Here is a 13,642-nt window from a genome sequence, read left to right as displayed (position 1 = left end):
CTCTTACAAATATTATCTTTACCCAAAACCGAAGAAATGAAACGAGCATGTCAATTGTTTATCCTCAAGAGGATGATTAAAATTCATGCGAGTTCCATACTATACCTTTAAAAAAAAACAGTTTTAATAGTATGAAAGTATTGGTAATGTATGTTGATGAGTTTTCGTATCAGCCGGCAGAGAAAAACCTGGAGGAAGTTGAAGATATTACGGAGGGGGCCCAATTTTCAAATTCGATTTTAGCCTTTATTCAGGTTGAAGAAAGCGACGAAGAAAAAGACGTGAAAAGCCGGGAGAAAAAACTGGTTAATCACCTGAAATGGACAGCACGAAAAAACGATTGTAAAAGTGTGATTCTTCACTCGTTTGCACACCTTTCCGAATCGAAAGCATCGGTTGATTTTACCAAAGAACTTTTCAATCTGGCTGAAAAACGACTGCAAAACGCCGATTTTACAACGGCACAAACACCATTTGGTTATTTTCTCGATCTGAATATTAAAGCGCCTGGATTTTCGTTGGCTCGCATTTGGGCAACGCTATAACAGCAAAGGAAAAAGGTAATAGGACAAAGTTTAAAGTAAAAAGTTGAGAACAGCTTTGTTGGAATCCCCCGACGAATAGCATAAGGAAGCAAAGTTTTCAGTATTCAGTCTCAGATCACAATCTTACAATTTTACAGTTTATCAATTTTTCAATCTCCTTCAATCCCTCCTCTCAGCACTCAAATCTCATAATAATTGTTTTTAGCTGCTGCTGAATAAATTCAGTTATCTTTGCCGAAAATATATTTACATGAAATTTGAGGATTATTCGATATCCAACACTATAAAAACCAACCTGTCAAAGAACGGATTCCGTCGTCCTACCGACATTCAGTTTAAAGCTATTCCGCCGGTATTAAGAGGCGAAGATGTTTTGGCCATTGCCCAAACAGGAACCGGGAAGACCGCGGCATTTGCTATTCCGGTAATTCACAACATTCAACAGGCTAAGTTAAATCAACATGTTCAGGGAATAAGTTGCCTTGTTATGGCTCCAACACATGAACTGGCCAAACAGATCAGCGAAGTGTTTGTTTCCATTTCAAAAAATACGGGAGTAAAAACTACCGTAATTATTGGAGGTGTTGATCAGGATCCTCAAATCGACCGTTTAAAAAGTGGTACCGATGTTTTGGTTGCTACTCCAGGTCGGTTGTTCGACTTGGTTAGCCAGGGACACCTAAAACTGCAAGGTGTAAAAACACTGATTTTGGACGAAGCCGACCACATGCTAGATCTTGGTTTTATAAAAGACATCAACGATCTGATACGTTTTCTTCCTCAAAAGCGACAAACTTTGTTTTTCTCGGCAACCATTAATAAAAAGATTAAAAAGCTTGCTTATTCACTGGTTAGCAATCCTATTCGCATACAGATTTCGCCCAAAGACCCGGTAGCAAAAACCATCGAGCACCAGGTGGCTTTTATTGAAATGGATGACAAAAGAGCTTTCATGGAACGGCTTGTGGGTGAAAATCCGCAAGCAAAAATTCTGGCTTTTGTACGAACAAAAGTACGTGCCGAGCGCGTGAAAAAAGCGATGGAACGTGTTGAAATTGAAAGCGACACCATACATAGCGACAAAGATCAGGCGGAACGCGATGAAACCATGCAACGTTTTAAAAGCGGTGCGCTTAAATTGCTTATTGCTACTGATGTTAGTGCCCGCGGAATTGATATCCCGAACGTTGATTTTGTGGTGAATTACGACCTGCCGGAAGTGGCTGAAAACTACGTACACCGTGTAGGACGAACAGGCCGCGGCAACCAAAAAGGAAAAGCGGTTTCGTTTTGTAGTGAAGAAGAACGTGAAATTCTGGATGAAATTGAAAGCTTTTTGGGCAAAGACATTCATCGTTTGGAGATTGACAAAAACCTTTACAAAGAAACACTTGATTTTACCAAAGACACTGATTACAACTGGCAAAAACTAATGCGCGAAAACGAACGCGAATTAAAAGAGGTGAAAAAGAAGAAGAAAAAGAAAAAGTAGTTCCTAACTTTCTATTTTTCGCATGGCTATATTACGCAGCTCGGCGGTTGTCATCCAGGTGCAAATTCCGAACGGTTTTGAAAGCGAAACTTCCGGCCGGATACTCAATTTGTGACCGGCATAACTGAAATCCACCAGCTTTTCATCATCAATCCAGACGCGAATTGTAGTTTCTGTTACCTGCAGCCGAATGGTGTACCACACCTCCTTTTCAAAGTTTTTTAGCACCTGTGTTTCGTTCTCCGAAGCATCAACACCATCAATACTGCTTAAGCCTACCACGGGACCTCCCCACCCTCCTACGATCAACGAGCAAAACTCGTTGTAAACCGGGAAAGTCATTCCACAGAAAAAGTCATTACCAACCATTTTGCGGGCTTCCAGCTGCACTTCGTAATTTACTTTAGGGAAAGTGTCCGTCCAGGTAATTCCACTGCAACCATCGCCGTAATTAATAACAATGCTTCCCTCCGAGATTTTTACAGGCCCTTCGGTTCCGAATGAGGTTATTTCCCAATTCTCCAGCGTATTCCCGTTGAATAAAGCCTCCCAGCCCTCAGGAATGTTTGGAGTATGGTATTTGATTTGTTTACTGTTATTCTTGTCCGTATTTCCACAAGATGTAAACAGCGTTGAAAAAGCCAATATGCAACACAGATAAATAAGTCCTGAACGTGCCATTTTTTATTTAAAATTACAAAAGATGAAGCGCACTACAAAAAACTGGCCCCACCTAAAAGGCAGAGCCAGCTTCGAATTTATATGATCGTCTGTTTTTATTATTTCAAGAATAATCTTCTTAGATAATCGATTTCATTGATTCCATAGCCTCGCGCAATTCGGCACCAATAATTTCCACATCGTGGTAACGAATTTCGTCGTTAATTTCAATCAACTCTTTGTTATCAACATGAGCACTTTTTCTTTCGTTGAAATTCTTACCAATAACATCGGTATCAATTTTTTTCATGAAGTCGGCCAGTAACGGCTTACAAGCGTGATCGAAAAGGTAACAACCATATTCTGCAGTATCTGAAATTGTACGATTCATTTCGAACAGTTTTTTACGTGCAATGGTGTTGGCAATAAGCGGAGTTTCGTGTAATGACTCGTAATAAGCCGATTCTTCTTTAATTCCCGATTCTGTCATCACTTCAAATGCCAGCTCAACACCCGATTTTACAAGGGCTACCATTAAAGTACCGTTGTCGAAATATTCCTGCTCGCTAATTTCAACGTCGCCAGCCGGAGTTTTCTCAAAAGCAGTTTCGCCGGTAGCAGCACGCCATCCCAACAGGTTTTTATCGTCGTTCGCCCAGTCTACCATCATAGTCGACGAGAATTCTCCCGACATAATATCATCCATATGTTTTTCAAACAACGGACGCATAATTTCTTTAAGTTCCTCAGAAAGTTTGTAAGCTTCAATTTTTGCCGGATTCGACAAGCGATCCATCATGTTGGTAATTCCCCCAAGCTTCAGTGCTTCGGTAATTGTTTCCCATCCGTACTGAATCAGTTTTGATGCATAACCGGCATCAATTCCTTTTTCAACCATTTTGTCGAAACACAAAATAGAACCGGTTTGCAGCAATCCGCATAGGATAGTTTGCTCGCCCATTAGGTCTGATTTTACTTCGGCAACAAACGACGAAAGCAATACACCTGCTTTATGACCGCCTGTTCCAACTGCATAAGCTTTTGCAATTTCCAAACCATCACCATTCGGATCGTTTTCGCGGTGAACAGCAATCAATGTAGGTACACCGAATCCACGCAGGTACTCGGCACGAACTTCAGAACCCGGAGATTTTGGAGCCACCATAATTACGGTAATATCGTCGCGAATCTGCATTCCTTCTTCAACAATGTTAAAACCGTGTGAGTAAGCCAGACAAGCACCTTTTTTCATTAAAGGAACCACCTTGTTTACTACCGGAGTGTGTTGTTTATCTGGTGTAAGATTCAATACCAGGTCGGCCTTAGGCACCAGTTCTTCGAAAGTACCTACTTCAAAACCGTTTTCAGTAGCATTTACATACGATGCACGTTTTTCGTCGATGGCAGTCTGACGTAATGCATAAGCCACGTTCAATCCGCTGTCGCGAAGGTTCAAACCCTGGTGCAAACCCTGTGCTCCACAACCCAATACCACAATCTGTTTTCCTTTCAGTTTTTCAACTCCGTCTGCAAATTCCGACTCATCCATAAAGTCGCATTTTCCCAACTGGTCTAACTGAAGACGAAGCGGCAATGTATTGAAATAATTTTCCATGATCCTTTATTTTTTTACAATTAATATACTTTTAAGCTGTATCACTGTTGTTCATACCCAAATGCACGAACCTGAATACAAAGCAACAAAATTTCTGTTAGCCTGAAATGTAAAATTACATGATTTTTAGGTAATTTTCATGGATTTGGGTTTTAACTCTGTCTTAAGGATTAAAATTACACTACTAATTTTCAACGGCTTAAACAATGTTAAACATATGGAATTTTACCCCATTCAGAGTGATTGCGAACGAAACTGAAGAGGAGAAAGACCTACTTCGCGTTTAAAGAATTTGGCAAAGTAACTCTGATCGGGGAAGTTCATTTTTACAGCAATTTCGGAAACACTGAGGTTAGTGTGGACCAGCAGGCGTTTGATCTCTATAATTTGTTTCGATTTAATAATCTGCGACGAAGTTTTTCCGGTCAGCTGGTTTACGGTTTGAGTTAAATGATTTGGAGTTAGCGCCATAATATCGGCATATTGCGCTACCGAAAGGTTTTCGTGAAAATGCTCTTCCAACAACTGAAAGAATTTTTTTACTACAATGTGTCCTTTTCCTTTCCAACGATTCTTATCGTAAGGATAAAGCGATGCACAGGTTGTTAAAATAAGATCAAGTGCTGATCGTAAAATATCAATGGAATAACCTTCGGGCCGGCGAATCTCGTTAACACCTTTTTTAAACAAACTCTCCAAAAAAAGTTTATCATTCTCATCCTTTAAAACCAGTGGCGGGTTATCCTGCCGAATGGTAAAAAAGAAAGGGAACTCGATTAAACGATTTGGATTTCGTTGATTGAGGAGGTAAAAATCAGCGGTGAAAATAAAAATGAAACCATCGATATCGTGCGAAAACTCAATTTTGTGTGCCTGTCCTGGCGACATAAAAAATATACAGGGCGGCTCGATATCGTATTTATTTCCGTCGATAACGTGCGAGCCGCTTCCTTTCTGGAGGTACAACACTTCAAAAAAATCGTGACGATGCGGGTACTTTACAGCAAAATGCCGGTTGGCGTCAAATACTTCTACCTGAAACTGCTGGCTTGCACGTTCTTCCGAACTAAAATTGTGTAAGCTGTATACCGGTAAATTTTCAGAACCTGCTTTCACTTAATTTTAAATGTTGCACCTGTTTAATTCTAATCGTCTAATCTTATGGTATAACCAAGCGATAAACGTAAAACCTTTGTTTTTGCTTCCTGATTCTCGAGGGGTTTAATATCGGCAAAACCATAATCATACGACACACACATATTTAAGCCGTTTAAAAACAGGAAACCTACTTTTCCGGTAACACCATAATCCAGTCTTTTAAAATCATCTTCGATGGGATCATTCCCGAAATTAAGTGATCCTGAATCATTGGAGAGATCTGCATTACCAAACAATCCCATTCCGACAAAAGGACCGGCTCCAAAGTATAATTTATTTCTGCTCCTGAACCGATGCAGATATTTCACATACAACGGAACATCAATAAAGTACAATCTTGTTTTGTTATCGATAATTTGTGTGCCTGTCGGTTTTCTGTGAAAACCCTTATTTTCAAAAATCAAACCGCCTTCCACAGCGAATTCCTGGGATTTATCTTTGTTTAACACATATTCGTATAGTGCGCCAATATTCATTCCGTACAAAGCCTTATACGAATCTTCGGCATCGGTTTCTCCCGTTCCAAATTTCATATCAGTGGTGGCCATATTTGCACCTCCAAAGAAAGTAACAGAAGGATATTGTGCCATAACACTGGCGGAGCAAAGCAATAATAATGCAATAAAAAAAAGCGAAGCGGTTCTTTTCATGGTAATTAACTTAAAGTGGGTTTATAAATACTAGGCGAAAGATATAAAATTTTATGGAAAGCTGAGAAAGTGCCTAATTTCCATACCATGCGATTTCCGGTTAGACAATCGTTAAAGTTCAAGGTTAAAAGAGTTTTCTTGTTTCCTTTTTACTTTAGCCAGTTATTGTAAATTCTTCTTGGCATAAAAAAAGGGTTTAGCCGCAAATGGCTATACCCTCTTTAAAAATTATTCATTTAATAATAGGAGCACCGAAACTGACTTATAGCTCCAATTCCCAGCCCGGGCGAGGTTTTATATCAATCAGACCTTTTGCATATTCCAATGCATTTACAATCTCATATTCTGATTGATATCTTGGAATTCCGCTGCTCGTATCCAATTTCACAAATTTTGGTAATCTAACTTTATCATCAGAACTAATATTTGTGAATTTCATATTTTCTCCATCCCATTTCAATATGCGTTCAAGGAAAGATAAGCGAGGTGCCACTGTTCCCATAACAACAACCTCGTTAAACGGCCCGGCATAACCAAAATGAGATTTAGGTTGCACTCGTTCTTCAGGATTTTCTTTACAAGCCCTGATCCAGTCTTTCTCGTGTCCATCGATTCCGCCTGGCACCAAACGTTCATTTATTTCCGGAGAATAATCTTTAAATTCTTTCGATGGTAAACGTTTTGCGTTTTTACCATAACATCCACACATTATCTTTCCTTTTGTTCCGATAAACAAAACTCCGCCATCGTTATCCCCCATCATTTCTCCATCTTCCAACTCGAAAGGGCGATCGGGTTTTAAGCCACCATCATACCAGGTTACACTTACTTCGGGCATATCAACATTGCGGTATTTTTCTCTTTCAGGGAAATAGAAAGTAACCTTTTCCGACTCAGCAGGTGATTCAACAGTCCATTTAGAAGAGGTAGCCTGAACTCCTGTTGGATATTGTAGACGTAAACCACGCATAACCACATCTAAGATGTGACAAGCCATATCGCCAAGAGCGCCGGTTCCAAAATCGAACCAGCCACGCCAGTTCCACGGATGATATTGAGGTGAATACGGACGCGCAGGAGCAGGTCCTAGCCACAAATCCCAATTCAAACCATTAGGCACAGCCGGTGTTTCTTCGGGGCGGTTTAAACGTTGTGGCCAAATAGGACGGTTGGTCCAGGCATGAACTTCCTTCACCTCACCAATATCTCCACTCCAAATAGCTTCGCAAACCCAGGCTGTATCATCACCAGATGCTCCCTGGTTACCCATTTGCGTTACCACATTATTATATTTTTCGGCCGCTTTCGTCAGCATCCTCGATTCGTAAACTGTGTGAGTTAGCGGTTTCTGACAATATACGTGCTTGCCTCGCTTCATGGCTTCGAGGGTAATTTTCGCGTGTGTGTGATCGGGAGTCGCAATAATCACAGCATCAATTTCATCGCCTTTTTCCTCGAACATCTGAACATAACTCTGATATTGATAAGGAACTGGTTTGTTCGGATAATCTTTTATAAAGCTTTCAATTCTTCCTCCGAGTCTGCCCAGGTCTACATCACAAACTGCCACGATATTTTCGTCGGCACTCTGTCTCATATTTCCCCATCCCATGCCAACGCCAACAACAGCAATATTTAATTTGCCTTTCTCCCATTCTCTTTTTTCATTGTTTGAAATAGCAGTTGCCCCTTTGTCTTTTTCAGTACATCCTGAAATAAGTGCTCCGGAAACGGCCGCTGCCGTGGTTACAATTGCAGTTGATTTTATAAAATCACGTCTAGGTAATTGATCTGATTTATCCATCTATTAAAAATTTAGTTGATTTATGGTGCTAAATATAATCCGATTGAAATAAAATGTATCAGAAAATCTAAAACAATAAGTCAGACATGATAGTAAAAAAACATTTTCCTATTTTAATTTAATTCAATATCTGCTGACAGATTATTATTAATTCATTTCCCAAGTTTTCGTTTTACTTGCCAGCAGGACGGCTTTCAATCAAATTGGCTGAAGCTTTTATATTATATGAAGAGGTATGAAAGTATTGGATTCGACAAGTATTTCAATAACAAAAAAGCAGCCTTATGGGCTGCCTTTGCGGTGACGACAAAACTCGTTCCACCACTATTTTATTCGATGTTGTTTAGTGAATGATAAATGCCTTATGCAACGAATCAAATAGAGTGCACAAACGATATTCATTTGCATTTAACCCAATATTCCAAAAATATTGTAAGTTTAACTATTCAATAAAACTTAAAAACCTGAATTATGAATTTTAACCGGAGAAATTTCATTCAGCGATCATTTGCATCGGCAGCGGGAATTACTGCTGCTTCTCTTTTACCTTATGACATTTACGGCAACGGTCTACACTCCTCTTATCACCCCGAAGAAATTATCCTAAAGCCTGAAAATCGACCTGCTCCAAAAGAATCAATAAACTTTGCAGTAATTGGTATAAATCACGGACATATTTATGGTATGGTTGGTGCGTTGTTACAAGTTGGCGGCAAATTGGTTTCGGTTTACGTAAAAGAGCCCGACTTATTAAAGCAATTCACGGCTCGGTTTCCGGATGTAAAAGTTGCAAAAAGCGAAGAAGAGATTCTCGAAGATAAATCCATCCAGCTGGTAGCAAGTTCGATCATTCCGGTAGAGAGGGCCCCCCTTGGAATTCGCGTCATGAAAGCCGGAAAGGATTACATGTCGGATAAACCCGGCATTACTACCTTTAAACAGTTTAATGAGGTAAAAAAAGTGCAAAAGGAAACCGGCAGGATCTATTCTATAATGTACAGTGAGAGACTTGGAAATCCGGCATCGGTAAAAGCCGGAGAATTAGTTCAGCAAGGTGCTATCGGCAAAGTGGTTCAAACAATAGGACTCGGACCTCATCGCATGCGACCTGAATCCCGTCCCGACTGGTTCTTTTATCCGGAGAAAGCTGGAGGTATACTTACCGATATCGGCTCCCATCAATGCGATCAGTTTTTATACTACACCAATTCTAAAAAGGCCGATGTTAATTTTTCTCAAATAGCTAATTTTAATACCAAAGATTACCCCAACTATCAGGACTTTGGGGATATGAGTGTTAAAAGCGACCACGCTACAGGATATATACGAATAGATTGGTTTACCCCCGAAGGTTTACCAACCTGGGGCGACGGCAGAACATTTATTCTTGGAACTGAAGGTTATATTGAGCTGAGAAAATATGTTGACATATCTGGTAGAAAAGGTGATAATCATTTATTTCTGGTAAATAAAAAGGAAATGAAATATTTCGACTGCTCGCAGGTATATTTGCCATACGGAGAACAATTGGTTAATGATGTAGTCCATCGTACTGAAACAGCGATGACGCAAAACCACTGTTTCCTGGCCACTGAATTGGCTTTAACCGCCCAAAAAATGGCAAAGAAGATTAATGTATAAGTTGTATTATTTTTGCATACTAAAACTTTGGAACTCCACGATGAAATTTATCAAACCCAATTCAGTAATAGATTGAATTGGGTTTGATAAATTTCACAGCAGTAATTCTCCTTGAGGTATCACTCGAATAAAATTATTTTCGTTGAAATTCCTCAAAATAAGAAGAAGGTGTATAGCCGGTATTCTTTTTAAACGCCCGGTTAAAATTCGAAATATTATTAAATCCACTCTCAAAACAAATCTGTGACACTGTCATTTTTCCCTCCAAGAGCAATCTACACGCATATCCAATTCGTATTTCACTGATAAATTCGGAGAGCGACTTACCTGAATTTTCCTTGAAATAACGACAAAATGCTGAAGGGTGCATATTTGCTACAGCTGCAACATTTTTTAGCTCAACTTTACCTAAGTAATTTGTATTTAAATAATGAATAACTTTTGTTAACCGATCGCTTGTAAAATTATGCCTTTCTAACTGATAATACTGCCCGGCTAATAAATAATACTCATTTGACTTAGCCATAAACTGTAATAACTGAAGCATGTGAGATAAGCGGTCAAATCCATCAGAACGGGCTACCTTCATCACTTTCTTTCGGGCTTTATCTGCAAACTCTTTTGTAAAGCTTATTCCCCTGCCCGATCTTTTTAAAAGCTCTTTAATCTTATAAAACTCAGGATAATCTGCCATGGCTTCCCGAAAAAACTCATTTGGAAATTGTATTACAATATACTTTAAACGTTTGGAAGAATTTCCTTTATAAAGAGCTGTTTCAGATTTCCAGAAATGAGGCAAATTACTTGCCATTAGAACAAAGTCACCCGACGAAAATTCTTCAATACTGTCGGCGACAAAACGTGTCCCAATTCCTTCCAACACATAAACAATTTCGTACTCCGAATGAAAATGCCAGGGGTATGTAAACCTCTCTTTTTCTTGTACTTTTACTTTAACAACTGATTTCCCGGGAAAATCAATTTGTTCGTGCATCAATTTCATAGTCTGGCCGTTAGATTGATGCTAAAAATACAAATTTGCAAAACAAATACAAACACTTGCAAAATTAGTACTATATCTGAATCATGAAAAAATGTAGATTTACTGCTAGAACTTAGAACCTAACTTATGACTTATGAACGATGTTACTCTTTGCCATCAGCTGGCAATATACGTACTTTACAAATATATTTAAGCAGTTTTATTTGCCCTCACAATTCAAATTTTCGTCGATAAACAGAACTTAAATTTGCTTTTAAAACCACCTTTTAAAAGTTAGGTCCGGAGAAGTAATTTCGGAAGAAATTTAATTCAACGAGCTTAATAGTTCGTTCAACTTTATTTACTAATAAAACTGACTGCAATGAAAACTGTATTATTAAGTACACTCCTTCTGCTATCTCAAACATTATTTGCTCAACCGCTTACCGAATTCAGCATCGAATTTTCGGAAGACTGTTTAAACACTCCTGTATCTTTTTCTTTAAATGGCATAAATTACAACACCGATAATAATTCACTCGTACTGTATGAAATAATCGATGGTAAAGAAAATCCTATTCCCTGCCAGCTTGAAACAGGACATTCGGCGCGTCTTTGGTTTTTGTTAAATGGAGAAACTAAAAAAGGAACTGTTTGCAAGTTTCTGTTAAAAGCAGAAGAGAAGTCGGCAAACACTAATACACCTATAACATTAAAACGTGATCACAAAGATCTCAGTTTGCAAAAAGGTGAAAATCTCATACTGAAATACAGACATGCTGTTACTTTCCCCCCCGATGGCATTGATCCACTCTATAAACGCTCTGGCTACATCCATCCGTTAAGCTCACCCGGAGGAAAAGTCCTTACGCGTATTCAGGCGCCCGATCATTACCACCATTACGGCATATGGGGGCCATGGACAAAAACGCACATCGATGACAGATCTGTCGATTTTTGGAACCTGAAAGGCGGACAGGGAACGGTTAAGTTTGCTGGTTTTCTGTCAGAATCAGAAGGAGCAATATATAGCGGATTCAAAGTTTTACAACAACATATTGATTTTGGAGCTCGTGGTGAAGATCAAATTGCTATGAATGAAATTCTGGATGTACGCGCCTGGAATATTGGCAAAGATGTTTGGATGGTTGACTACACCACTTCGTTAAACAGCCCGCTAAAAAACGGAATTATGCTTGATGCATATCGCTATGGAGGAGGAATTGGTTTCCGCGCAACAGAAAGCTGGCACAAAGACAATTGTACCGTTCTCACATCTGATGGAAAAACAAGAGTTGATGCAGACGGTTCATATGCCCGCTGGTGTTTGGTAGAAGGCCAGTCTGATGTTGATGAAGGCCGTTCAGGAATTCTGTTTATGAGCCATCCTTCAAACAGAATGCATCCGGAGCCAATGCGTGTTTGGCCTCTTGATGCAAATGGAGGCCGGGGTGATATGTATTTCGAATTCGTCCCGATACGACATGATGACTGGCAGCTGAAGCCAAAGCAAACGTATACCTTAAAATACCGTATGCTTATTTTTGACGGCGAGCTTGATGCCGAAACAGCAGAGAAATACTGGAACAGTTTTGCGAGTATCCCAATAACCAGCTTAAATTAGTCAAATTACTATAACCAATAAAACTTAAATATGAAACGAAGAGTATTTTTAAGAAATGCGGCAACTACAACAGCCGGTGCAATGGTAATACCGACAATTGTACCTTCCTCCGTTTTTGGCGCATCAGCCCCCAGTAACAAAATCAATATAGGTCAGATTGGCTGTGGACGTATTGCGGTAACCCACGATATGCCAGGCACCATGCAACACGATGTCGCCCGTATGATTGCTGTTTCAGACTTAGACAGCATTCGTATGGAAAAAGGAAAAAAACTGGTGGAAGACTATTACAAGAAAAAAGGAACCAGTGTTGAAGTTAAAATGTATGCCAATTACAAGGACATGCTGGCTGATAAAGATATTGACGCGGTTGTAATTAGTACTCCAGACCACTGGCACTCGCAACCTGCCATTGAAGCAGCATTAGCCGGTAAAGATATTTACCTGCAGAAACCAACATCGTTAACTGTGGAAGAAGGCCGTTTATTAAGCGACATAGTTAACCGCCAGGGAACAGTTCTCCAGGTAGGCACCCAGCAGCGTTCTTCTTCGCAATTCCTTCGTGCGGCCGAACTGGTACGTAACGGTCGAATTGGGAAAATTCATACCGTAAAAATTGGTCTTCCCGGTGATCCAGGCGGCCCGGTTTTCGAAACAAGCCCGGTTCCTTCAACATTCAATTTCGATATGTGGTTGGGCTCAACTCCAGAAGTGGAATACAAAGAAAAAATGGTTCATCCGCAACACGATTACAGCCGTCCGGGTTGGTTGCGTAACCGAAGTTACGGTGCCGGAATGATTACCGGTTGGGGCCAACACCACTATGATATTGCGGCATGGGGTATGGATACCGAACATACCGGACCTATTTCAGTAGAAGCTGTTGCACAATTCCCAAAATCGGGCGACTGGAATGTTCATGGTGATTTTATGGTTAAACAGGAATACGCAAACGGAGCAACCGTATTTACCAGTGGTGGTTATCCAAATGGTATTCGTTTTGAGGGCGAAGATGGATGGGTTTTTGTTACCCGTGGTGCATACCGTGCAACACCATCTGATCCGATTCCTGCAGGTTCGACAAAAGCACTGGATGCCAGTAGCGAAGATATTTTAAAATCGGTAATTGGCGACGACGAAACCAAACTCTATGTTAGTCACGAACAACACGGAAACTGGTTAGACTGTATTCAATCGCGTAAAACTCCAATTTCTCCTGCAGAAATAAGTCACCGCACTTGTACCATCTGTTTGATCAGCGACATCGCAATGCAAATTCCGGGAGTACTTGAATGGGATCCGGCTATAGAACGATTTAAAAACAACGACCTGGCAAATTCAATGTTAAGCCGTCCGCAACGCTATCCATACGGAACCAGTTATGTTAAAAGATAAAAAATCGATTAAGGACTAATAATCCCAATATGATAGAAATTTATTCACCCCGAGATTATTTCCGGGGTGAATCATA

11 protein-coding genes are annotated in these 13,642 nt (G+C 40.0%); 5 read left to right on the top strand and 6 right to left on the bottom strand.

All coding sequences use genetic code 11. The features are described 5' to 3' along the window. Nucleotides 1-131: 131 nt before the first annotated feature. On the top strand, nt 132-545 hold the full coding sequence (locus G4420_RS12800; RefSeq protein ID WP_163324028.1) for a threonyl-tRNA synthetase editing domain-containing protein: 414 nt from the start codon (nt 132-134) through the stop codon (nt 543-545). A 250-nt stretch (nt 546-795) separates the two neighbouring features. Continuing rightward, nucleotides 796-2,037: a DEAD/DEAH box helicase gene (locus G4420_RS12795; RefSeq protein ID WP_163324027.1), complete on the top strand. Its 1,242-nt coding sequence runs from the start codon at nt 796-798 to the stop codon at nt 2,035-2,037. 3 nt (nt 2,038-2,040) lie between these two features. Here the strand turns inward: G4420_RS12795 and G4420_RS12790 are convergent, their stop codons facing one another. The 5 genes from G4420_RS12790 to G4420_RS12770 form a co-directional block, all read right to left on the bottom strand. Further along, a complete protein-coding gene (locus tag G4420_RS12790; RefSeq protein WP_163324026.1) occupies nt 2,041-2,718 on the bottom strand; it encodes a 3-keto-disaccharide hydrolase in 678 nt (225 codons plus the stop codon). A 118-nt stretch (nt 2,719-2,836) separates the two neighbouring features. Then, a complete protein-coding gene (gene ilvC, locus G4420_RS12785; RefSeq protein WP_163324025.1) occupies nt 2,837-4,312 on the bottom strand; it encodes a ketol-acid reductoisomerase in 1,476 nt (491 codons plus the stop codon). A 234-nt stretch (nt 4,313-4,546) separates the two neighbouring features. Continuing rightward, nucleotides 4,547-5,428, bottom strand: coding sequence for an AraC family transcriptional regulator (locus G4420_RS12780; RefSeq protein ID WP_163324024.1), 882 nt, complete (start codon nt 5,426-5,428; stop codon nt 4,547-4,549). A gap of 29 nt (nt 5,429-5,457) precedes the next feature. Then, a complete protein-coding gene (locus G4420_RS12775) occupies nt 5,458-6,120 on the bottom strand; it encodes a porin family protein (protein WP_163324023.1) in 663 nt (220 codons plus the stop codon). Between the two features lie 262 nt (nt 6,121-6,382). Further along, a complete protein-coding gene (locus G4420_RS12770) occupies nt 6,383-7,924 on the bottom strand; it encodes a Gfo/Idh/MocA family protein (protein ID WP_163324022.1) in 1,542 nt (513 codons plus the stop codon). A 471-nt stretch (nt 7,925-8,395) separates the two neighbouring features. On the opposite strand from G4420_RS12770, the gene G4420_RS12765 reads away from it, so the two are divergent. After that, the gene (locus G4420_RS12765; protein WP_163324021.1) at nt 8,396-9,565 is read left to right on the top strand and encodes a Gfo/Idh/MocA family protein; all 1,170 of its coding nucleotides are present in this window, start codon (nt 8,396-8,398) and stop codon (nt 9,563-9,565) included. A 133-nt stretch (nt 9,566-9,698) separates the two neighbouring features. On the opposite strand, the gene G4420_RS12760 is transcribed toward G4420_RS12765, so the two are convergent. Then, on the bottom strand, nt 9,699-10,568 hold the full coding sequence (locus G4420_RS12760; RefSeq protein WP_163324020.1) for an AraC family transcriptional regulator: 870 nt from the start codon (nt 10,566-10,568) through the stop codon (nt 9,699-9,701). Nucleotides 10,569-10,929: 361 nt separating this feature from the next. Between G4420_RS12760 and G4420_RS12755 the strand changes: the two genes are divergently transcribed. Beyond that, a complete protein-coding gene (locus tag G4420_RS12755) occupies nt 10,930-12,171 on the top strand; it encodes a DUF6807 domain-containing protein (RefSeq protein ID WP_163324019.1) in 1,242 nt (413 codons plus the stop codon). Between the two features lie 30 nt (nt 12,172-12,201). Continuing rightward, nucleotides 12,202-13,566 carry a Gfo/Idh/MocA family protein gene (locus G4420_RS12750; RefSeq protein WP_163324018.1) on the top strand — a complete coding sequence of 455 codons (1,365 nt, stop codon included), beginning with the start codon at nt 12,202-12,204 and terminating at the stop codon, nt 13,564-13,566. Nucleotides 13,567-13,642 lie beyond the last annotated feature (76 nt).

The organism is Draconibacterium mangrovi (genome assembly GCF_010586825.1).
Lineage (GTDB): Bacteria > Bacteroidota > Bacteroidia > Bacteroidales > Prolixibacteraceae > Draconibacterium > Draconibacterium mangrovi.
This window is presented reverse-complemented; position numbering and strand designations above follow the sequence as displayed.